Here is a 20,762-nt window from a genome sequence, read left to right as displayed (position 1 = left end):
GGTCGCGGAACGAGGAGAAGAGAGATATGCGACTGCGAACCCGTGGCGCGCTCGCGACGCTGCCGCTGGCGCTCGCCCTGGCCCTGACCGGCTGCGGCGGGGACGGCGAGGACGGCTCCGGCGTGGCGTCGGCCGGCGGCGACAAGGCCGCCGGGTCCGGCGCCGCCGCCGGGGCGAGCCTCAGCCCGGAGGAGATGGGCGTGAAGTTCGCCCAGTGCATGCGCGAGAACGGCGTCCAGATGGAGGACCCGAAGCCCGGCGGCGGCCTGATGGTGAACGGGAAGGGCGTCGACAAGGCCACCATGGAGAAGGCCCAGGAGGCGTGCCGCGAGTTCAACCCGATGGACCAGGCCGGGCGGCCGGCCAGCGCCGAGGACCAGGAGCGCGCCCGCAAGCACGCCGAGTGCATGCGGGAGAACGGCGTCGAGGCGTTCCCCGACCCGAAGCCGAACCAGCGCGGCATCCGGATCACCCCCGAGGTCGGTGAGGACCCCGACTTCGAGGCCGCGCAGCAGAAGTGCCAGGAGCTGCTGCAGGGCGCCGGGAAGGGCGGGCCGCAGTGAGGGGCGGCCCCGCGGTCGGCGGCCGTCCGGACCGCCCGCCCGCACCGCCGGGGGACGCGCCGTCCCCGAACGGCGACGGGCCCGCCGTCCCGGAGCCGGACGCGCAGGCCGTCCCGGAGCCGGACGGGAAGCCGGGCCGCAAGGCGCGGAAGGCCGCGAAGAAGGCCGCGAAGGACGACGGCGCGGCCGGGCGGCGCACGTCGCGCCGCCGCCGGCCGCGGCTGCGGATCGCGCTCGCCGCGGCGGCCGTCGCCGCCGCGGGCGGAGGCGGCGCGTTCGTCGCGCTGAACGGGTCCGGCGGGACGGACGAGGCGGCGGCGACGGGACTGCCGCCGCACACCGCCCAGGTGACCCGGGAGACGCTCAAGGACACCGAGACCGTGGACGGCGAACTCGGCTACGGCCCGACCTACACCGCCACCAGCGGCGTCAAGGGCACGCTGACCGACCTGCCCGAGAGCGGATCGGAGATCAAGCGCGGGCACGAGCTGTACGAGGTGGACAGCGACCCGGTCGTCCTCATGTACGGGTCGAAGCCCGCCTACCGGCCGCTGCGGATCGGCACCGAGGGCGCGGACGTCAAGGCGTTCGAGGCCAACCTGAGCGCCCTGGGCTACGACGGGTTCACGGTCGACGACGAGTATTCGAGCGCGACCGCCGCGGCCGTCCAGGAGTGGCAGGAGGACATCGGCGTCGAGGAGACCGGGATCGTCGAGCCCGGACGGGTGGTGTTCGCGCACGGCGCCGTCCGGGTGGACAGCCTGCAGGCGAGCGTCGGCGGGCAGGTCGGGCCCGGCGCGAAGGTGCTCGACTACACCGGCACCGCGAAGGCCGTGACCGTGGAGCTCGAGACGTCCGAGCAGCGGATGGCGAAGAAGGGCGCGGAGGTCGAGGTCACCCTGCCGGAGAACGAGCCGGTCCGGGCGGAGATCGACGAGGTCACCACCGTGATCGACCCGGGCGGGCAGGGCGAGGAGCCGACCACGAAGGTGGAGGTGACCGTGTGGCTCGACTCCGACGAGGCCGCGAAGGCCGCCGCGGACTACGCGCTCGCGTCCGTGGACGTCACGTTCACCGCCGGGCAGGAGGAGAACGTCCTGACGGTCCCGGTGACGGCGCTGGTCGCGCTCAGCGAGGGCGGCTTCGGCGTCGAGGTCGTCAAGGACGGCACGTCGGACTTCGTCTCGGTCGAGACCGGCCTGTTCGCGGGCGGGAAGGTCGAGATCTCCGGGCCCGGCATCGCCGAGGGCACGGTCGTGGGGGTCCCGGAGTGATCGACCTGCGGGACGTGACGAAGGAGTACCCCGGCGGCGTCCGGGCCCTCGGCGGGGTGTCCCTGCACGTCGCGGCGGGCGAGCTCGTCGCGATCGTCGGGCCGTCCGGGTCGGGCAAGTCGACGATGCTGAACGTGCTCGGCACCCTCGACCGCCCCACGTCCGGCACCGTCCACATCGACGGGCACGACGTCGGACGGCTCTCGGACGCGAAGCTGTCGGCGCTGCGGGCCACCACCATCGGGTTCGTCTTCCAGCAGTTCCACCTGGCGGGCGGGACGCGCGCGCTCGACAACGTCGCCGACGGCCTGCTGTACACGGGGCTGCGGCTCGGCGCCCGCCGGGACCGCGCGGCGGCCGCCCTCGAACGCGTCGGGCTCGGGCACCGGCTCGACCACGAGCCGCACGAGCTGTCCGGCGGCGAACGGCAGCGCGTCGCGATCGCGCGGGCCGTCGCCGGGGAACCGGCGCTGCTGCTGGCGGACGAGCCGACGGGCGCGCTCGACTCCGTCTCGGGCGACGGGGTGATGGCGCTGCTGCGCGAGCTGAACGGCGCCGGGACCACCGTCGTCGTCATCACGCACGACCGGGAGATCGCCGCCGGGCTGCCCCGGCGGGTCCGGATGCGCGACGGCCGCGTCCAGTCCGACTCCGCGGCCGACCGCGCGGAGGTGGCGTGATGGCGGACGGGACGGCCCTGCAGCCGGCCCGGATGTGGCCGCGCGACGTCGTCCGGGTCGGCGCGGTCGGGCTGCGGACGCGGCCGATGCGGGCGTTCCTGTCCGCGCTCGGCATCGCGATCGGCATCGCCGCGATGGTCGCCGTCGTCGGCGTGTCGTCCTCGTCGCAGGCGGAGCTGAACCGCGCCCTCGACGCGCTCGGCACCAACCTGCTCACCGTCGCGCCCGGCAGCACCATGACCGGGGAGGAGGCGCAGCTCCCGCTGCAGGCCGAGACGATGGTCGAGCGGATCGCGCCCGTCCGGGAGGTGTCGGCGATCGGCCTGCTCGACGACGTCGCCGTGTACCGGAACTCGAAGATCCCCGAGAGCGAGACCAAGGGCATCGCCGCGTACGCGACCCGCACCGACCTGCGCGCCGCCGTCGGCGCCGAACTCGCCGACGGCGTGTGGCTGAACGACGCGACGGGCCGCTACCCGGCGACCGTCCTCGGCGCGAAGGCCGCCGAACGGCTCGGCATCGGCAAGGCCGGACCGGACGTCCAGGTGCTGATCGGCGGCGAGTACTTCACCGTCATCGGCATCCTCGAACCGGCCGAGCTGGCGCCCGAGCTCGACACCGCCGCGCTGGTCGGCTGGCCGGTCGCGGCGTCCGAACTCGGCTTCGACGGGCACGCCACGACCGTCTACACCCGGTCGCGGGACACCGCCGTCGAGGACGTCCGCGGCGTGCTCGGGCCCACCGCGAACCCGGAGGCGCCCAACGAGGTCGAGGTGTCGCGCCCGTCCGACGCGCTCGCCGCGCGGCAGGCCGCGGGCGAGGCGTTCACCGGGCTGCTGCTGGGCGTCGGCGCGGTCGCGCTGCTGGTCGGCGGCGTCGGGGTGGCCAACACCATGGTCATCTCGGTGCTGGAGCGGCGCGCGGAGATCGGGCTGCGCCGCTCGCTGGGCGCGACCCGCGGCCAGGTCCGCACGCAGTTCCTCACCGAGTCGCTGCTGCTGTCCGCGCTCGGCGGCCTCGGCGGCGCCCTCATCGGCGCACTGATCACCACGATCTACGCCATGTACCAGGGCTGGCCGGTGGTGATCCCGCTCTGGGCGGTCGGCGGGGGCATCCTCGCCACCCTCCTCATCGGCGCGGTGGCGGGCCTGTACCCGGCGATCCGGGCGTCCCGCCTCTCCCCGACGGAGGCCCTGTCCGGCACCTGACCACGGTGACCGTGCCGACGGCGGCGGTCCAAGGCCCCGGGGGCCTTGGACCGCCGCTGTATGCGCCCCCCGCGTCGTCGTCGTTGGTCGCCGAGGAGCCACGCGGCCGTTCCGGGCGTGCATGGAAAGGGCGGCAGCGGTGAGGTTCCGGGGATGGAGCAGCGGGGGCGGGAGCCGGTGACGGTCGTGTTCACCTGGGACGTCAGGCCGGGACGCGAGCGCGACTTCGAGCGGTGGACGGAGTCGCTCCACGAGGCCGCGAGCCGGTACCCGGGGCACGACGACGCGATGTGGCTGCGGGCCGAAGGCGGACGGCACCGGTACTACACGGTCGTCCGGTTCGACGACCAGGACAGCCTCGACGCCTGGCTCGGCTCGCCGGAGCGCCGCGACCTGCTCGGACGGCTCGGCGGGATCGCCGAGGAGCACGGGCACCGCACCACCGGGCTCGAGACCTGGTTCAGCCTGCCGGGGGAGTCGGTGCCGGCCCCGTCGAAGGCGAAGATGATCGTCGTGACGTTCTGCGCCGTCTACCCGCTCAGCCTGCTGCTGCAGACGTTCGTCACCCCGCTCGCGGAGGACTGGCCGCTGCCGCTGAAGGCCGTGCTGTTCCCCGCGATCGTCGTCCCGCTGCTCACGCTGCTGGTCATGCCGGCGATGAGCCGGGCGCTGCGGCGCTGGCTGTACCCGGTCCGGCGGGTGCCCCGGGCGGCGCGCCCGGGGCACTGAGGGTCAGCCGGACAGCAGCTCCCGCAGCTCGCGGACGGCCTCGCGGAGGCGGCCGGCGAAGTCGTGCATCGCGTCCGCGACCGGGCGCGGGGTGCTCAGGTACACGTTGAACCGGTCCGGGAGCAGGACGTACGCGACGCCGATGCACTGCTCGCTCGTCGACCCGAACCCGAAGTACCGGATGTTCGTCGACGGCGCCGAACTGGTGCTCAGGTAGTCGTCCCGCATGACGGTCCAGCCGGGGGAGTCGAACAGCGGCAGCGGCTCGGCGTCCCCCCGCCGCTTCGCGATGAGCTGCAGCTCCCAGAGGTGCTGCTCCGGCGCCCGCCCCGCCTGGCACTCCTTCGCGCGCCGGACGTGCGCGTCGGCCGCGGCGCGGAACGCGTTCCGGCGGGCGTCCGGCCCCGCGTCCGGGTCGTCCATGGCCTCGACGAACCGCAGCACCTCCGGCGTCACGACCCGCATCGCCTCCGTGCGGCCCCGCCGGTACTGCCGCGTCGCGATCGACTCGTACGTCGCGCCGACCCGCCCCTTCGCGCGCTTGTGCGCGAGCTGGTACGCCATCTGGACGAACGCGTCCGGCGACATCCCCAGCTCCTTCGCGTCCCGCGAGCCGAAGTCGTCGAACGGGACGCAGGCCGTCGCGGTCGCGGCGGCGTAGTCGGCGAACGCCGCGGCCGCCTCCCGGACGTCCGCGCGCAGGGCGTCGTCGAGGACGAACTCGATCGGCTCGATCGCCGGGAGCCCCTGGCTTCGGGCGCCCGACCGCAGCGACTGCTCCGCCGCGGGCTCGCCGAGCAGCGCGTCCACGAAGCTGAGGATCGTCGTGCCGTCCAGCCCGCAGTGCTCCACGTTGATGCCGGCCGACCCGTCCCCGAAGACGATGAACGACACCGCCTTGTCGAACCAGCGGTTCGCGCTGTCGCCGTGCAGCAGGTTGTCGCACGCCTCCTGCGTCGACGCGGGGACGAAGTCTTCGAGGCAGACGCAGAACAGCGCGGTCTCGACGTCGTCGAGGGCGCGCGCGTTGCGGGGGTCGAGGGCGAGCAGCGCGTCCCGGCTCGCGGCCCACTCGGCCCGCGCCTTCGTCGTCAGGTGCCCCGGGGACGGCTCCGGCGACGGCTCCGCCTTAATGATCGTGCCGAGGCCGGCGGCGAGCTCGTCGAGCGTGTGCGGGCGCCCGTCCGGCCCGATCACGTCCATCCGGATCATGTTGCCGCGGAAGAACACGACGATGTGCCGCGCGGTCGACGGCCCCGGCCACGCCTCGCTGTACGGCGCGCGGACGGTGTCCTGCTCGGGCCCGGGGATCCGCGTCGTCGAGAACAGGAACTTGTTCTGCTCCATCGACAGCGGGCGCCCCCGCTGCACGACCGGCGGCACCCGCTCGTCGTCCAGCCGCAGCTTGTAGTCCAGCGCGCCCGCGACCAGCCCGGCCGCCCGCGCGACCTGCGTCTCCCCGGAGTCGCCGAACAGGAAGAAGAAGTTCGCGTTGAGGGCGATGCGGTCGCGGCGGCCCAGGTACCGGTACGGCCAGAACGTGTCGAGCCAGCTGTGCACGCCCTCGCTCCGGTCGTACCGTTCGAGTTCCGCGTGCAGCCGCCGTCCCGGCCCGTCCGGACGGACGAACTCGTCCAGCGCCGCCTCGGTGCGTGCGAGCTCGTCCGCGGTGAGCAGGGGCGCGCACCATCGCAGGAACCGCTCGCGGGTCTCGTCGAGGGTGGGCAGCGGCACCCGCGGCAGCGCGTCCTCGTTGCCGAAGGTGCGGGCGGAGGGTTCGTTCAACGTCGGACCTCGATTTTCCGGATCGTGGGGGTCGGGGCGTGCGGCCGGCGCCGCACGGGATCAGGTGCGGGGACGGGACACGTGCAGTTCGGCGTAGTACCAGCCGTCGGTCTCCAGGCCGTGCGGGTCGATCCCGGCGTCCGCGAGCCGCAGCAGCACGTTCTCGCGCTCCTGCGGCGTGGCGAACCGCCGCTGCCGGAACAGGCCCTCGCGGCGGACGGTCTCGTAGCCGGCCGCGGCGAGCGTCCCGGCGATCGGGTCGAACGGGAACATCCGCAGGATGAAGTGCGCCATCCACGGGCGCCGCCCGCCGCACGCGGCGACGACGCGCGCGATCGTCCGCTCGGTGACGTAGCCGAGGCAGCCGGTGGAGACGACGAGGTCGGTCTGCGCGAGCAGGTCCCGCTGCGGGCCGGTCGGGTCGTCGTTCTCGAGGTCGGCGTGGACGGCGCCGTCGAGGAAGCCGGCGTCGAGCGCGTAGGAGAGGGCATTGTCGGAGGCGTCCAGGCCGATGAAGCGCGCGGGGGCGGTGCGCGGACCGCGGCGGCTCAGCTCGCGGTCGCGGGCCAGCAGCGCGTCGCGCGTCCGCCGGTGGGCGTCGGCGCCACTGTAGCGCTCGTACAGTTCGCCCATCGTGATTCCGTATTTCAGCAGTGCCGCGTTGATGCCGTAGGAGCAGCCGATATCGAGCACCGTCGGGACCGCGACGTTCCGGGCCTCGCGGTACTCGTCGATCAGCGCGGCGAAGTGCGGGCGGGCGAGCTGGGGGATGTTGTACTCGAGGTCCCGCAGCGTCGTGAAGTAGGCGCGGGGGTCGGGCTGCGTGTAGATGTGGTCGAGCGAGATCTTTCCGGACGTGTCGACGCGCACGGATCGCGGTCCTTCCTCACGGGGGGCTGGAGGAACGGGCTCGAGGGGACGGGGCCGGACGGGCGGGGAAGCGGTCAGTCGAGCAGCGCGTCCACCCGGACGGCGCGGCCCTCGGCCGCGAGGTGCTCGGGCAGCACGCGGCCGAAGAGCTGCCGGGTGCGGGCCACGCTGCCCACCACCCCCGGGCGCTCGCTGTAGGCGAAGATCGCGGTGTGCCGGGCCGTCGCGCCCCGGACGGCGCTCACCCGGTGCAGCGAGTAGCGCCCCTTGAACAGCTGGAGGTCGCCGGGCCGCAGCGTGAGGCCGCGGACCAGGTGCGCGCCCTCGCCGGTGAGCACGCGCCGCACGTCGTCGAAGTTCTCCGCCTCCGCGGACCTGATGTTCGGGCAGTACTCGAAGACGCCCCCGCCCTCCGCCTCCTGCGTCAGCAGGCTGACCGTGAACTCGTTGGTGTCGAAGTGCCAGGGATGCTCCATCCCCGGCCGGACGACGTTCAGCACGAGCCCCGACAGCGGGTCGGCGAGCTCGTGCACCTCCGGCAGCCCGAAACAGCTCGCCACGAAATGCCGGAAAAGCGGGTTCGAATAGAGGCGGGGGACGATGTGGTGCGGCGGCAGGCGGTCGCGCGCGACGAACGCGTTCCCCCGCTCGACCGTGAGCCGTCCGGGGTGGCCCTCCGGCAACGGCGTGTTCACGTCGATGTTGTAGGCGTTCACCGTTTCGACGTCGAAATGCGCGTCCCGTTCGACGGACGCGCATTCCGCCCGGAGCGTCTCCTGCCATTCCGGGCGGACGAAGTCGGGCAGCACGCAGCAGCCGGTCTCCGCCAGTTCGGCCCGGGTCGCGGAGACGACCTCGTGCCAGCGGGCGCTCGCCGGCGCGGCGAGGGGATAGCGTTCGGCGTCGATCGCCCGGTCCGGTTCCGTTGCCGCGCCCATGGACGTCCTTCCGCCTCGGCGAACTCAAGACGGGTTTTAGCACATCCCTTGTCGCAATTCACGGTGCACCTTTCTGGCGTGATTTATCGGAAACTGATGAACGGGGCCGGTGACCTGTGCTTTCAAACGTTCCAAATTCGTCGGCCGGGCGGGCCGCGCCGCCCTCCCGTGTGTCCCATCTCACGCCGCGGGGCGGTCCCGCCCGCCCGGCGGCGGGACGCGCGCGGCACCGTGTTTTCGCAGCGCAGCCGGGTACACGCATCGCGGAACCTGCATCCGACACGCGGAAGGGCCGAGAGAGTGGACGGCGACGAACGCATGCTGGCGGACCTCCTCGCGGCCAGCCATCTGACGTCGCTGAAGCAGCTCCCCGACGTCGTCTCCCGGTATGCCGACGCGGCCGGCCTGCACGACATGCGGATCTACATGGTCGACCTCCAGCAGGGCGTCCTTCGCCTCTTGACCAGCCGGGAAGCTGACCGCAAGGCGGGACGGGAGGCGGCTCGCGAGGCGCGGGAAGGCGCCGCCGATGAGATCCGGGTCGACGGGACGCTCGCGGGCCGCGCCTACCAGAACGTCGTCCCGCTGCGCGGCGGCGGTGCCGGTGACGGGCTGTGCCGATGGTGGCTGCCGCTGCTGGACGGGACCGAACGGCTCGGCGTGCTGCGGCTCACCATGGCGGACGACGCCGCGACCCTGCGGCGCGCCGAGTCGCTCGCCGCCCTCACCGCGCTGATGATCGTCAGCAAGGGCCCGTCCAGCGACTCGCTCGCCCGGCTGGTCCGTACCCGGCACATGTCGGTGTCGGCGGAGATGCAGTGGCGGCTGCTGCCCCCGATGACCTTCGCCAACAACGAGATGGTGATCTCCGCCGCGCTCGAACCCGCGTACAAGCTGGGCGGCGACACCTTCGACTACGGGCTGTACGGCGAGATCGTGCACCTCGGCGTGTTCGACGCGATGGGGCACGACACGGCCGCGGGGCTGACGTCGAGCCTGGCGGTCGCGGCGTACCGGAACAGCCGGGTGGAGGGCGGCGACCTTCTGGAGAACGGGCGGGCGATCGAGGAGGCGCTCATCGAGCGGGACTCCTCGGACCGGTTCGTCACCGCGGTGCTGGCCCGCCTGAACCTGTCGACGGGAATGCTCGCGTGGGCCTCGTACGGGCATCCGCCGCCGATCGTCCTCCGCGGCGGGCGCTGGGTGACGACCCTGGAGTGCGTTCCCGGCGTCCCGCTCGGCACCGGCATCGACCTCCCCCCGCGGGTGTGCGAGAAGCAGCTCCAGCCGGGCGACCGCGTCATCCTCTACACCGACGGCGTCGTCGAGGCCCGCGATCCGGCCAAGCGCGAGTTCGGCATCGCCCGGTTCGTCGACTTCATCATCCGCCACGACGCCGCGGGCCTGCCCGTTCCGGAGACGCTGCGGCGGCTCGTCCGGAGCCTCCTGGAGCACCACGGGGAACGCCTGGACGACGACGCCACCGTCCTGCTCCTGGAGTGGTACGGGGCGTCCGGCGGAAAGAAGGCGGCGAGGCGGATCAGCGCAGGTTGAGGCGCCCGCCGGGCGCGGCTCAGCCGCGCAGGGCCCGCATCAGCATCGGGTACGCCTCGTGCAGCTCGCGCTGCCAGTACGGCCAGGTGTGCTGCCCCTCGTAGAACCGCGCCGTCACCGGGATGCCGTGCTCGCGGAGCCGGTCGACGAACGCGCGGCCGTGCCGGTGCGTCGCGGCCTCCACCGGGTCGATGATCGGCCACCCGCCGAGGTCGCCGCGCCGGCCGTCGCCGCTCGCCACCCACAGCCGCACCCCCGCGAGCCGTCCGGCCTGGTCGGTCGGGTTGTGCGCGCGCCAGATCGCGGCCTGGTCGTCGGGGTCGCCCCACACGCGCCGCCAGTCCGTCCCCGGGCAGGCGAAGGACGGGCCCCAGCCGGTGGTGTCGTCGCCGGGGGTGTGCCCGTCGAGGGTGTGCAGGTAGCCGCTGAAGGCCGCGGCGGCCTCGAACATGCCGGGGAAGCGCGCCGCGTACAGCATCGCGCCGAGCCCGCCCATGGAATTGCCCGCGATCGCCCGCCGCCTCCCGGCGCCGTATTCGCGTTCCAGGATTCCGCGGACCTCGGTCATGTGGAACGTCTCCCAGCGCGGCGGCCCGCCGTCGCCGTGGTTCCACCAGTCGGAGTAGTTCCCGCACCGGCCGCCGTTCGGCATGACGACGATGACGTCCGAGCCGGCGGTGAGCTCGGCGACGTCGGTGTCGCGCGTCCAGGCGGTGTGGTCGTCGACGCCGCCGTGCAGCAGCCACAGCGTCGGCCAGGTGCGGCGCGCGTCCCGCGACCAGCCGTCCGGGACGAGCAGCCGCACCGTCTCGCGCCGTCCCATCGCGGGCGACTCGATGGTCAGGTCCAGGGTGCGGGGGGCGACCCGGGTCTCGGCCACCACCCGCGCACCCGATGACGAGTGCACGGAGGATACGGAGGATGACGCGTGCACGGAGGCGTGCGGCGAGGCGTGTGAAGAGGCGTGCGCGGGTGCGGCGGCGAACGCGGTCGGGAGGGTGGGGGCGAGGACGGCCGCGCATACGGCGGCGGCGCTGCGGCGGAACAAGGCGGGAGCCTTTCGGGAAAGGAACTTACTCCGAGTAAGTTCCCGTGCCGCCGATCGTGAATGCGGCAAAAGAAAGGCGTATAAAATGCATTGGGTGCGCCTGGTGCATTTTATACGTGAGCGCCGGACGCGGGTGGGCGTCCGGCGCTCGATGGGGCGTCGCGGTGCGCGCGGGGCGACCGCGCGCACCGGGTCAGGCCTCCGGTACCGGGCCGGGGGCGGAGCCCTTGCCGGGGGACTTGGGTTCCCGCACGAAGCGGATCGCCCAGCGCACCAGCCGGTGGCCGATCGAAAAGAGGATCAGCGCGAGGCCGACGATGGGCAGCACGATCAGCATCGTCTGCAGCGTGGCCGCGACCAGGGCCAGCGGCTCGCCGCCGGCCATCGCGTCCTCGAACAGCCGCCGCACCTTCCACCAGGCGAGCGACAGCAGGTCGGGCACCCGGAAGGCGATCAGCGAAAGCTGCAGGATCATCACGGGGAAGACCGTGAGGACCCAGAACGCGACGAAGACCTGCGGCCAGCGCTTCAGGTCCCGCAGCAGCGCGTCGGGCGGGCGCCGCAGCAGCGTCCGGCTCAGAATCGGCTTGATGTACTTGAACAGGTCGGGGATGCCGGCCAGGTCGGACATGATGTAGTAGCCGTCGAACCGCATGGTCGGCAGGAGCTGCTGCAGGATCTCGAGGTTGACGTAGAGCACCGCGACGAGGATCGGCTCGTACCCCGTCTGCAGGTAGAGCAGCGTCAGCGCGACGATGAAGACGCCGTTGAAGTAGACGCCGGCCAGGTCGGCGCGCAGCCGCCCGCCCCGGCCGAGCCGGTACGACTCGGTGATGTCGGTGTAGAACGCGGGCCACACGATGTAGATGCCGAAGCCCATGACGCCCGGTTTGACGCCCCCGTACCGGCAGGCGGCGGCGTGGCCGACCTCGTGGAACGCGACCGACAGCAGCCCCAGCCCCATGATCGCCAGGATTCCGACGGGGTTGACGATGGACTGCCGGAGCGCGTCGACGACGGACCGGGACGTGAACACCCAGACCTCGCTGACGAGCAGCGCCGCGAGCACCGGGATGATCGCGAACGGGCTGAGCAGCCAGGCGAACATCCCGCCGAGGAGGGAGCTGACCGACTCCGGGATCATCGCCACCTTGAACTTCAGCCCGAGGAACGGGTTGGCCTTGACGACCGGCGGGGCGGTCCCGTCGCTGTAGGTGGTCACGCCGAGCGGGGCCAGCTTGTTGTCGACCAGGTAGACGATCTGCTCGCCGGTCAGCCGCGCGCCCGCGGCCCGGGAGACGGCGTCGGCCACCCGGTCGAGGGCCGTCTCGACGTCGGTCGTCCCGGCCAGGTGGCGGTGCTCGTGCAGCGCCTTGACGACCTGGAACAGCAGCGGCGGGAGCCGGACGAGCTGGCGGTTCGGCAGGCTGACGAGCTGCGGGGGCTCTCGGTAGCCGGAGTTCTTGAACTCTCCGACCAGTTCGGTGCCGTCGGCGAGGGTCGGGAGGGTGAGGACCGCGCCGGGCCCCGCTCCGTCCACGGTCGGGGTCGGGCCCGTGCTCATGCGTTGTCGTGCACGACGGTCGCCGGAACGCACGTCAGCGTGGAGTGCGGCGGCTGGGCGAGCAGTCCGGTGCCGAGCAGTCCGGTGGTGCCCGCGGAGTAGGTCGCCTGGCAGGCGTAGAAGACGACCGTGTCGCCACCGCCGCCCGACATCGCGACTCGCTGCGGCAGCACCTCGCCCGTGAGTCGCTCCAGGTCGGCGTAGGTGAATCTCTGAGGCTTCATGAACTCGCCTTCGGGTTCGTCCGTAAGCAGGTGGTCATGGTCGAGAAGGGGGAAGGGCTGGCGTATGAACGCCAGCCCTTCCGATGCAGACCGAAGCCTGCGATGTCAGAACTGAGGTCAGCCCTGAACCGCGGCCGGCGTGCAGATCTGCGAGTTGGCCGCGGGCACACCGTTGATGATGGTGAGCAGGCCGGTCGCCGGCTGGTTGCTGTTGGCGGAGCAGGCGCTGACGACCGTGGTGTCGTCGCCGTCGTGACCGCCCAGGTTCAGGTTGGCGTTCTCGTTCTCGTTGCCGCCACCGACGAGAAGGGTGGACAGCACGGCGCGCTCCGGCAGAACCTCGCCGGCGAGCATGTCCAGTTCGGTGTAGCTGAAGGACTTCATGTGGTTCCTTTTCTCCTTGTCAGGCCCGGATTCCAAGGTGGATACCGGTCGTCCCTGTCCCGCTGCGGTTCGCAGCGGTGTAGCTCTACGTATAGCACCCCTCACCCTGTGTGCCAACTCTCAGGGTGAGCATTTCGCTACCGCGTGTTATCGGCTTGTCCGACGCATGACCTTTTCGTGCTGGGTAGGAGGAGGGGCGCAGCCCGGTCGGCGCGGGCTGATCCGCGAGAGCGACGAGGAGGGGGCATGGCCGACAACAGCTTCAGCATCGACGTGGCGGCGATCCGGGAACGCGCCCGGCAGAAGATGGACGCGGGCCCGGTGACCGACGGCTACAAGCGGAGCCCCGAGGAGGTCATCGCCGTCCTCAACGACGTCGTGGCGACCGAGGTCGTCTGCTGGATGCGCTACGCGCAGCACGCGATCAGCGCGTCCGGCATCAACCGGGCCCAGGTCGCGGACGAGTTCAACGAGCACGCGCACGAGGAGCGCCACCACGCGCTGCGGGCCGCCGAGCGCATCAGCCAGCTCGGCGGGGACCCCGACTTCGACCCCGAGACCATCGCGCGGCGCTCGCACACCCAGTACAAGACGTTCAAGGACGACGACCTGCGCGGCATGCTCGAGGAGAACCTCGTGGCCGAGCGCATCGTCATCGAGTCCTACCAGGAGATCATCCGCTGGCTCGGCGACGGCGACGTCACCACCCGCCGCCTGATGGAGGACATCCTGGCGGAAGAGGAGGAACACGCCGACGACCTGATGGATCTTCTCGGAAAGTGAGGGGCGACCGTGTCACCCCGGACACGCCGGGTATGCGGGGCGGCATGGAATTCGGATACACGCTCCTGTGCGAGCAGACTCCGCCGAAACAGCTGGTCACCGACCTGGTGGAGGCCGAGGAGGCGGGCTTCGGCTACTCGGTCATCTCCGACCACTACTTCCCGTGGCTGGAGGACCAGGGCCATTCGGCCTACGCCTGGTCGGTGCTCGGCGCGCTCGCCCAGGCCACCCACCGCATCCCGCTGATGACGTTCGTGACGTGCCCGATCATGCGCTACCACCCGGCCGTGGTGGCGCAGAAGGCCGCCACGATGGGCGTGCTGTCGGACGGGCGGTTCACCCTCGGCCTCGGCGCCGGCGAGAACCTCAACGAGCACATCGTCGGCCGCGGCTGGCCGTCGGTGGACGTCCGGCACGAGATGTTCGCCGAGGCCGTGGAGATCATCCGGGCGCTGTTCGGCGGCGACTACGTCAACTACCGGGGCCGCCACTTCACCGTCGACTCGGCGAAGCTGTACGACCTGCCGGACGAACCGGTCCGCATCGGCATGGCGGCGTTCGGCCCCCGCGCTGGACGGCTCGCCGCGCGGCACGGCGACCTGCTCATCTCCGACCAGCCGGTGGGCGACGTCGTCTCCCTCTTCCAGAACGAGGGCGGCGGCGGCAAGCCCGTCTACGGCCAGATCCCGGTCGCCTACGGCCAGGACTACGAGGAGTGCAAGCAGCGCGCCCACCGCGTGTGGAAGTTCTCCGCTCCGGCGTGGAAGGTCATGGCGGAACTTCCGGGCCCGGTCAACTTCGAGGCCGCGACGAAGACCGTCCGTCCCGAGGACGTGGCGCAGTCGGTCCCGTGCGGGAACGACGTGAACGACTATCTGGAGGCGGTCCAGCAGTGGGCCGACGCCGGGTTCACGCACATCTCGTTCTGCCAGTCGGGGGCCGAGCACCAGAAGGACTTCCGCACCTGGGCGGAGATGGAACTTTTTCCCGCCCTCCGGGAGCGATTCGGCTGAGACCTGGGAGCCATGCCGGGGATGGCTCCCCGGCGTGGCGACCGTCCGGTCTCCGGGTTCGTAGGTTCGGGGCGAACCGACGAACCCGGGAGGACACCGTGTACCGGCTGCTCTGCGCCCTCGCCCTCACCACCGCCGGGACGGTCGCGCTGGCCGCGTGCGACGTCTCGTTCGCCTCGTTCGGCCCGGCGGACACGTACCGGGACGAGGCGAAGCTGCCGTCCGGGATCGAGGCCGTGCGCATCGACGTCCGCGCGGGCAGCGTGACGGTGCGGGGCGGCGACGCGAAGCCGTACCTGCGCCGCACCCTCCGGTACCGGGAGGACCGCCCGGCCGGCGCCACCCACCGGATCGAGGACGGCGTCCTGATCCTCGGCGGCTGCGGACGGGAGTGCTCGGCGAGCTACACGGTCGACGTCCCGGCGGGCGTCCCGGTGCGCGGCGGCTCGTCCAGCGGCTCCCTGCACCTCCACAAGGCGGGCGACGTGAACGTCACCACCGACTCGGGCTCGATCCGCCTCGCGGGCGTCACGGGGCCGATCAGGGCGCGGACGTCCAACGGCCGCATCGAGGGGCACGACCTGAAGGCCGGGCGGATCGACGCCGAGACGTCCAACGGGGCCATCACGCTCGTCCCGTCCGTCCCGGCGGACGTCCGCGCCGAGACGTCCAACGGCGACATCACCGTCACCGTCACCGGCGGCCCCTACCGCGTCTCCGCGACCACCGGCAACGGCGACGAGCGCGTCAACGTCCCCACCGCCCCGTCCGCCCCGCACCGCCTCGACCTGACCAGCGGCAACGGCGACATCACCGCGACGGCCCCCTGAACCCCTGCACTCGACGATCCGCGCGCTCGTCCGGTGGACCGAGGAGCACCGGCACGCGATCGCCGCCGCCCGTTCCGCCTACGACGCGCGCGTCGCCGCCGAGCAGGAGGAGGCCCGCCGGGCGGACGCGGAACGCGACGCCGTGGCCGCGCCGTCCGTCCGTGAATGGCACGTTCCCGGCCCTCGACTTAACGGCGTAACACTGTTATTGCATTCTTTGCCAATACTTGCGAATGGGACGTCCGGGACAGTAGTTTCATCCGCGAGTGAGTAGCGGGCCGGGGCGCGGAGCACAGTACGGCCTGACCGGCTGGGAGCCATCGGCTGCTGGGGAGCCCATGAAGAAGCGTACCGACCGGAAGATCGCCGTCATCGGCACCGCGACGGCCGCCGTCCTGCTGCCCGCCCTGATGGTGGGGCTCGCGCAGGCGGGCGTGGGCGTGCCGACGAAGGACTCGGAGAACGCCGGGGCGTCGCAGCCCGTGCCGTCGTTCGGACCGGCGACGCAGCCGGGCGCCCCCGGGACGCCGACGGGGCCGGGCTCGCCGTCGCCGACCGCGTCGCCGATCCCCGAGGTGCCGACCCGGCCGATGACCACCGACCCGTTCAACACGGGCTCCGGCAGGCCGGCCCCGAACGACCCCGACACCAACACGGCGAACCACGGCAAGAAGCCGCAACTGCCGAGCGACGTCGCCGACAAGCCCAGCAAGTACGCGCCCGCCCCGGACGGCGCGAAGATCACCGAGGTGAAGAAGGTCGGCACGCGCATGTACGACGTTTCCATCGCCTCCCCGGCGCTGGGAACGACGGTCAAGACGCGGCTGCTGCTGCCGAAGGGCTGGAAGGCCGGTGCCAACCGGGCCTGGCCGGTCGTGTACGCGTACCACGGCGGCAACAACAACTACCAGTCCTGGACCAAGGACTCGCAGATCGAGCAGGTCGTCGACGACTACGACGTGATGGTCGTGATGCCCGAGGGCGGCTGGCAGGGCTCGTACAGCAACTGGTGGAACGACGGCAAGGGCGGCATCCCGATGTGGGAGACCTTCCACATCGAGGAGGTCATCCCGCTGATGGAGCGCAACTTCCACGCCGGGACGAGCCGCGCCGCGATCGGGCTCTCGTCCGGCGGGCAGGGCGCGGTGACGTACGCCCAGCGGCACACGGGCCTGTTCAAGTACGTCGCGTCCTACAGCGGCGCGCTGAACATCACCGCGCCGGGCGTTCCCGCGTTCCTCGTCTCGATCAACAAGGAGGCGGGGACGAAGATCTGGGGCGACCCGATCATGAACCGGGACGTGTGGCGGCAGCACGACGCGGCGGTGATGGCCGGCAAGCTCAAGGGCATCGGCGTGTACGTGTCCTGCGGGAACGGCGAGCCCGGCGCGCACGACAACCCGAACGCGGCGTTCTGGGACGCCGGGCGGGTCGGCGAGCGGCTCGCCTACCGGATGAACGTCAACTTCATCGAGGCGGCGGAGAAGGCCGGGGTCGAGGTCACCGGCAGCCTGTACGGCAAGGGCATGCACAACTGGAAGTACTGGCGCCCGGAGCTGGCCAAGAGCTTCCCGCTCGTCGCCGGCGCGATCGGCGCGAAGAAGCTCTGACCTGGTGAACGCTTGACCGTGCGCGGGCGAAGGGCTTGGCGTCCGCGTCCGTAGCGTGGAACCCATGGAGGGGACACGGTACGAGCCGGGTGCGCCGTGCTGGCTGGACCTCGCGAGTCCGGACCCGGCGGCGTCCCGGCGGTTCTACGGCGGGCTGTTCGGCTGGACCTCGTACACGATGACCATCGACACGCTCGACGACTACGACATGTTCACGCTCGGCGGCGTGAACGGCCCGACGGTCGCGGGGATGCAGCGGCTCACCGACCCCGCCCAGCCCCCGGTGTGGACGTGCTACTTCCACGTCGGGAGCGTCGAGGAGGCCGCGGGGCGGGTCGTGGCGGCGGGCGGGCGGGAGCTCCTCCCGCCGACGGAGATCGCCAATCTCGGGCGCGTCGGCATGTACTGCGACCGCGAAGGGTGGGACTTCGCGGTCTGGCAGCCGCACGAGGTGGCGGGCGCGGACGTCGTCGGACGGCCGTCGGCGATGTGCTGGACGGAGCTGGCGGCGTACGAGCCCGCTCCGGCCGAGGACTTCTACGCCGCGGTGTTCGGGTGGGACGCGGTGCGGCGCGGCGACCGTACGACCTGGCGGACCGGCCGCGGGCCGGTGGCCGGGCTGATCCCCATGGACGACAAGCGGCCGGGCGGCTGGATCCCGTTCTTCCAGGTCGCCGACTGCGACGCCGCGGTGGGCCGCGGCGCGGAACTCGGCGCGCGCGTCGCCGTGCCGCCGCGGGACACGGCGGCGGGCCGGATCGCGGCCGTCGTGGACCCGAACGGCGCGTGGGTCACGGTGATCACTCCGCGCGAAGTTGGCACAGATTTGCCGGAAAACGGGTGAATTCTTCGAGGTCGCTGCGGGAGTGATTGGCCCGCCCGTTCGTAGCGTGGGTCCCATGCCTGCAGTGGGGAGCCGCCGATGCCCGAGGTGACGCGGTACGAACCGGGCGCGCCGTGCTGGATCGACCTCGCGAGCCCGGACCCCGGGACGTCCCGGCGGTTTTACGGCGACCTGTTCGGCTGGACCTCGTACACGTTGACCATCGACACGCTGGACGACTACGAGATATTCACGCTCGGCGGCGCGGAGGGGCCGTCGGTCGGCGGGATGCAGACGCTCGCGGATCCCGCCCAGCCCCCGTCGTGGACGTGCTACTTCACCGTCACGGACGTCGACGCCGTCGCGCGGGCGGTCGTCGCGGCGGGCGGGCAGGAGCTCGTCGCGCCGGTGGAGATCGCCCACCTGGGGCGGATGGCGATGTTCGCCGACTTCCAGGGGTCGGACTTCGCCGTCTGGCAGCCCCACGGGGACGAGCTGCGGGGCGCGCAGGTCGTCGGGGAGCCGTCGACGATGTGCTGGGTGGAGCTGGCGGCGCGGGACGTCGAGAAGGCCCGGCGGTTCTACGGCGAGGTCTTCGGGTGGCGCGCGGTGGAGCGCCGCTACTACCGCGACTACGTCTACACGAACTGGAAGGTGGGCGACTGGTCGGTGGCCGGGCTGGTCTACATGGACGCGACGTGGCCGGACGAGTGGCCGGGCGACTGGATCCCCTACTTCCAGGTCGCCGACTGCGACGCCGCGACGGAGCGGGCCGTCGACCTGGGCGCGACCGTCACCGTGCCGCCGGACGACGTCGACCCCGGCCGGTTCGCCGTGATCATGGACCCGACCGGTGCGCGCCTCGCGCTGATCAGCCCGCGCGGCGAGGGGTAGTGGGGGGACGCCGATGCCGGAGGTGACCGGGCACGAGCCGGGCGGGCCGTGCTGGCTGGATCTCGCCAGCCCGGACCCCGGGACGTCCATGCGGTTTTACCGCGAGCTGTTCGGCTGGTCCTCGTACACGCTGACGCAGGACGCGTTCGGCGACTACGAGATCTTCACGCTCGGCGGGACGCAGGGCCCGCGGGTCGCGGGGATGCAGACGCTCGCCGACGACACGCAGCCGCCGTCCTGGACGGTCTACTTCGGCGTCGCCGACATCGCGGCCACCGGACGGGCGGCGCTGGCCGCGGGCGGGCGTGAGCTGTTCCCCCCGCGGGAAGGCGTCGGCCTCGGCTACGCGGCCATGTACAGCGATCCGGAGGGGGCGGACTTCGCGCTCTGGCAGCCGACCGAGCCGGAGGGCATGGAGATCGTCCGGGAGCCGGGGGCGATGTGCTGGGTGGAGCTGGCGTCGCGCGACATCGAGCGCGCCCGGCGGTTCTACGGCGAGGTCTTCGGCTGGCGGTCGGTCGAGTACGAGTACTACCGCGCCGCCCCGTACACCAACTGGGAGGCCGGCGGGCGGCAGGTGGGCGGCATGGTGTTCATGGACGAGCACTGGCCGCCGCACTGGGGCGCCCACTGGATCCCGTACTTCTGGGTGGAGGACTGCGACGCCACGGCGTGGCGGGCCACCGACCTCGGCGCGCGGATGACGATCCCGCCGACCGCCATCCCGCCCGGCCGGTTCGCGACGATCATGGACCCGACCGGCGCGCGGCTCGCGATGATCACTCCGGATCTGAGCTTCCAGGGCTGACCGCCCGCGCGGCGCGCCGTCCGTCCGGTGGTTCAACGGCCGGGCGGCGGGCAGTGCAGACCGGTGCGAGTCGGGGAACTGGTGCGGCGCCTGGCGCCGCGGACGGACCGCCGGTCCTGGGAAGACCGGATCAAGATCACGGTGAAGGGCGTCGTCGCGGCGGTCGGCGCGTGGCTCGTCGCGAAGTACCTGGTGGGGCATGCCGTGCCGTACTTCGCGCCGCTGGCGGCGCTGCTCGGGGTGTATCCGACGGTGGCGCGGTCGGTGCGGGAGAGCATCGGCTACGCGGCCGGGTTCCTGGTCGGCGCGGGCCTCGCGATCCCGGTGGGGATCCTCGTCGGCCCGAACGCCGCGGGGATCGCCGCCGTCCTGGTGGTGGGGCTCATGCTGTCGAGCTGGCGCGGGTTCGGCAGCCAGTCGTCGCAGGTGGCGTTCACGGCGCTGTTCGCGCTGCTGGTCGGCGGCGACCGGGTGGTCGAGTACGTCCATCCGCGCCTGTACGACGTCGGCGTGGGGCTCGCGTTCGGGCTGGTCGTGAACCTCCTGCTGTTCCCGCCGCTGTACCTGCGGCGCGGCGAGTACGCGGTCCGGGAGGTGCGGGACGTCCTGGCGGAGTCGTTCGAGGTGCTGGCGGCCGGCGTCGCGGGTCAGGAGGAGGACTGGCGCGGCCGGTGGGACGACGCGGAGCCGCGGCTCGGGTACGTCGTCGACCAGGCGCGGTTCGCCGTCGACCAGGGCCGGGAGAGCCTGCGCGGCAATCCCCGGGCGCGGCTGTGGGGGTTCCGGCTGCGCCCGCGGATGGCGGACCAGTGGGGGACGCCGCGGCAGATGACGACGCTGGAGCACGCGACGGCCGACCTGCGCGCGATCGCGGGGACGCTGCGGGAGGCGACCGACGGGGAGAGCGGTGAGCTGCGTCTCGCCCGGACGTTCCGCGCGGACTACGCCGGGCTGCTGCGGGCCCTCGCCGAGGTCGTCCGCTGCGAGTCGGGCGAGTCCGCCGCGGCCGCGGACGAGGCCCGGGCGCGGGCCCGCGAGCTGCAGGACCGGCTGGAGCGGCCGTTCGAGGAGGCGAGGACCGACGCGCACGGCATCTGGGACCCCCGCAAGGAGCTGCTGCGGCTGTCGGGGCTCACCCTCCACGCACTGTCGCCATAATTGTTGACAATTTGGGTTACGG

General features: G+C 72.4%; 21 protein-coding genes. 14 read left to right on the top strand and 7 right to left on the bottom strand.

The genetic code is table 11. The annotated features are described in order from the left end of the window. Nucleotides 1-26 precede the first annotated feature (26 nt). From AB0L25_RS28935 to AB0L25_RS28915, 5 genes are all read left to right on the top strand, one after another. Nucleotides 27-563 carry a hypothetical protein gene (locus AB0L25_RS28935; protein ID WP_500175881.1) on the top strand — a complete coding sequence of 179 codons (537 nt, stop codon included), beginning with the start codon at nt 27-29 and terminating at the stop codon, nt 561-563. Further along, nucleotides 560-1,837: a peptidoglycan-binding protein gene (locus AB0L25_RS28930; protein ID WP_500175880.1), complete on the top strand. Its 1,278-nt coding sequence runs from the start codon at nt 560-562 to the stop codon at nt 1,835-1,837. The genes AB0L25_RS28935 and AB0L25_RS28930 overlap by 4 nt, the downstream gene beginning before the upstream one ends. Next, a complete protein-coding gene (locus AB0L25_RS28925) occupies nt 1,834-2,517 on the top strand; it encodes an ABC transporter ATP-binding protein (protein ID WP_500175879.1) in 684 nt (227 codons plus the stop codon). Before AB0L25_RS28930 ends, AB0L25_RS28925 begins: the two co-directional genes overlap by 4 nt. Beyond that, nucleotides 2,517-3,725 carry an ABC transporter permease gene (locus AB0L25_RS28920; protein ID WP_500175878.1) on the top strand — a complete coding sequence of 403 codons (1,209 nt, stop codon included), beginning with the start codon at nt 2,517-2,519 and terminating at the stop codon, nt 3,723-3,725. Before AB0L25_RS28925 ends, AB0L25_RS28920 begins: the two co-directional genes overlap by 1 nt. Before the next feature lie 153 nt (nt 3,726-3,878). After that, on the top strand, nt 3,879-4,454 hold the full coding sequence (locus AB0L25_RS28915; RefSeq protein WP_500175877.1) for an antibiotic biosynthesis monooxygenase: 576 nt from the start codon (nt 3,879-3,881) through the stop codon (nt 4,452-4,454). A gap of 3 nt (nt 4,455-4,457) precedes the next feature. On the opposite strand, the gene AB0L25_RS28910 is transcribed toward AB0L25_RS28915, so the two are convergent. The 3 genes from AB0L25_RS28910 to AB0L25_RS28900 all read right to left on the bottom strand — a co-directional run bounded on the left by AB0L25_RS28910 (nt 4,458) and on the right by AB0L25_RS28900 (nt 8,047). Further along, nucleotides 4,458-6,239, bottom strand: coding sequence for a choline/carnitine O-acyltransferase (locus AB0L25_RS28910; RefSeq protein WP_500175876.1), 1,782 nt, complete (start codon nt 6,237-6,239; stop codon nt 4,458-4,460). A 60-nt stretch (nt 6,240-6,299) separates the two neighbouring features. Beyond that, nucleotides 6,300-7,109 carry a class I SAM-dependent methyltransferase gene (locus AB0L25_RS28905; protein WP_500175875.1) on the bottom strand — a complete coding sequence of 270 codons (810 nt, stop codon included), beginning with the start codon at nt 7,107-7,109 and terminating at the stop codon, nt 6,300-6,302. A gap of 74 nt (nt 7,110-7,183) precedes the next feature. Next, nucleotides 7,184-8,047, bottom strand: coding sequence for a HalD/BesD family halogenase (locus AB0L25_RS28900; protein WP_500175874.1), 864 nt, complete (start codon nt 8,045-8,047; stop codon nt 7,184-7,186). Between the two features lie 300 nt (nt 8,048-8,347). Between AB0L25_RS28900 and AB0L25_RS28895 the strand changes: the two genes are divergently transcribed. Continuing rightward, a complete protein-coding gene (locus AB0L25_RS28895; protein WP_500175873.1) occupies nt 8,348-9,601 on the top strand; it encodes a PP2C family protein-serine/threonine phosphatase in 1,254 nt (417 codons plus the stop codon). Between the two features lie 19 nt (nt 9,602-9,620). Here the strand turns inward: AB0L25_RS28895 and AB0L25_RS28890 are convergent, their stop codons facing one another. The 4 genes from AB0L25_RS28890 to AB0L25_RS28875 form a co-directional block, all read right to left on the bottom strand. After that, a complete protein-coding gene (locus AB0L25_RS28890; protein ID WP_500175872.1) occupies nt 9,621-10,481 on the bottom strand; it encodes an alpha/beta hydrolase in 861 nt (286 codons plus the stop codon). A 361-nt stretch (nt 10,482-10,842) separates the two neighbouring features. Beyond that, nucleotides 10,843-12,213, bottom strand: coding sequence for a zinc metalloprotease (locus AB0L25_RS28885; protein WP_500175871.1), 1,371 nt, complete (start codon nt 12,211-12,213; stop codon nt 10,843-10,845). Next, the gene (locus AB0L25_RS28880; protein ID WP_500175870.1) at nt 12,210-12,437 is read right to left on the bottom strand and encodes a hypothetical protein; all 228 of its coding nucleotides are present in this window, start codon (nt 12,435-12,437) and stop codon (nt 12,210-12,212) included. The genes AB0L25_RS28885 and AB0L25_RS28880 overlap by 4 nt, the downstream gene beginning before the upstream one ends. 117 nt (nt 12,438-12,554) lie before the next feature. Next, entirely contained in the window at nt 12,555-12,821 is a 267-nt protein-coding gene (locus AB0L25_RS28875) for a hypothetical protein (protein ID WP_500175869.1), read from the bottom strand. Between the two features lie 246 nt (nt 12,822-13,067). Between AB0L25_RS28875 and AB0L25_RS28870 the strand changes: the two genes are divergently transcribed. From AB0L25_RS28870 to AB0L25_RS28835, 8 genes are all read left to right on the top strand, one after another. After that, nucleotides 13,068-13,604, top strand: coding sequence for a ferritin-like domain-containing protein (locus AB0L25_RS28870; protein ID WP_500175868.1), 537 nt, complete (start codon nt 13,068-13,070; stop codon nt 13,602-13,604). A 44-nt stretch (nt 13,605-13,648) separates the two neighbouring features. Next, complete coding sequence (locus tag AB0L25_RS28865; protein WP_500175867.1) at nt 13,649-14,617, top strand: TIGR03557 family F420-dependent LLM class oxidoreductase; 969 nt, start codon at nt 13,649-13,651, stop codon at nt 14,615-14,617. 98 nt (nt 14,618-14,715) lie between these two features. Further along, nucleotides 14,716-15,447: a DUF4097 family beta strand repeat-containing protein gene (locus AB0L25_RS28860; protein WP_500175866.1), complete on the top strand. Its 732-nt coding sequence runs from the start codon at nt 14,716-14,718 to the stop codon at nt 15,445-15,447. A 338-nt stretch (nt 15,448-15,785) separates the two neighbouring features. Then, complete coding sequence (locus AB0L25_RS28855) at nt 15,786-17,057, top strand: alpha/beta hydrolase (protein WP_500175865.1); 1,272 nt, start codon at nt 15,786-15,788, stop codon at nt 17,055-17,057. 64 nt (nt 17,058-17,121) lie between these two features. Continuing rightward, nucleotides 17,122-17,901, top strand: coding sequence for a VOC family protein (locus AB0L25_RS28850; protein ID WP_500175864.1), 780 nt, complete (start codon nt 17,122-17,124; stop codon nt 17,899-17,901). Nucleotides 17,902-17,979: 78 nt separating this feature from the next. Next, on the top strand, nt 17,980-18,774 hold the full coding sequence (locus AB0L25_RS28845) for a VOC family protein (RefSeq protein WP_500175863.1): 795 nt from the start codon (nt 17,980-17,982) through the stop codon (nt 18,772-18,774). Between the two features lie 13 nt (nt 18,775-18,787). Then, a complete protein-coding gene (locus AB0L25_RS28840; protein ID WP_500175862.1) occupies nt 18,788-19,582 on the top strand; it encodes a VOC family protein in 795 nt (264 codons plus the stop codon). A gap of 63 nt (nt 19,583-19,645) precedes the next feature. Continuing rightward, nucleotides 19,646-20,740 carry an FUSC family protein gene (locus AB0L25_RS28835; RefSeq protein ID WP_500175861.1) on the top strand — a complete coding sequence of 365 codons (1,095 nt, stop codon included), beginning with the start codon at nt 19,646-19,648 and terminating at the stop codon, nt 20,738-20,740. Nucleotides 20,741-20,762: the final 22 nt, after the last annotated feature.

Source organism: Spirillospora sp. NPDC052242 (genome assembly GCF_040679555.1).
In the GTDB taxonomy this organism is placed as follows: domain Bacteria; phylum Actinomycetota; class Actinomycetes; order Streptosporangiales; family Streptosporangiaceae; genus Spirillospora.
This window is presented reverse-complemented; position numbering and strand designations above follow the sequence as displayed.

Coding starts and splice junctions, on each gene's coding strand:
- AB0L25_RS28855 (WP_500175865.1), top strand. CDS start 15,786: ATGAAGAAGCGTACCGACCGGAAGATCGCCGTCATCGGCACCGCGACG.
- AB0L25_RS28900 (WP_500175874.1), bottom strand. CDS start 8,047: ATGGGCGCGGCAACGGAACCGGACCGGGCGATCGACGCCGAACGCTAT.
- AB0L25_RS28915 (WP_500175877.1), top strand. CDS start 3,879: ATGGAGCAGCGGGGGCGGGAGCCGGTGACGGTCGTGTTCACCTGGGAC.
- AB0L25_RS28920 (WP_500175878.1), top strand. CDS start 2,517: ATGGCGGACGGGACGGCCCTGCAGCCGGCCCGGATGTGGCCGCGCGAC.
- AB0L25_RS28865 (WP_500175867.1), top strand. CDS start 13,649: ATGGAATTCGGATACACGCTCCTGTGCGAGCAGACTCCGCCGAAACAG.
- AB0L25_RS28935 (WP_500175881.1), top strand. CDS start 27: ATGCGACTGCGAACCCGTGGCGCGCTCGCGACGCTGCCGCTGGCGCTC.
- AB0L25_RS28845 (WP_500175863.1), top strand. CDS start 17,980: ATGCCCGAGGTGACGCGGTACGAACCGGGCGCGCCGTGCTGGATCGAC.
- AB0L25_RS28850 (WP_500175864.1), top strand. CDS start 17,122: ATGGAGGGGACACGGTACGAGCCGGGTGCGCCGTGCTGGCTGGACCTC.
- AB0L25_RS28840 (WP_500175862.1), top strand. CDS start 18,788: ATGCCGGAGGTGACCGGGCACGAGCCGGGCGGGCCGTGCTGGCTGGAT.
- AB0L25_RS28880 (WP_500175870.1), bottom strand. CDS start 12,437: ATGAAGCCTCAGAGATTCACCTACGCCGACCTGGAGCGACTCACGGGC.
- AB0L25_RS28875 (WP_500175869.1), bottom strand. CDS start 12,821: ATGAAGTCCTTCAGCTACACCGAACTGGACATGCTCGCCGGCGAGGTT.
- AB0L25_RS28870 (WP_500175868.1), top strand. CDS start 13,068: ATGGCCGACAACAGCTTCAGCATCGACGTGGCGGCGATCCGGGAACGC.
- AB0L25_RS28885 (WP_500175871.1), bottom strand. CDS start 12,213: ATGAGCACGGGCCCGACCCCGACCGTGGACGGAGCGGGGCCCGGCGCG.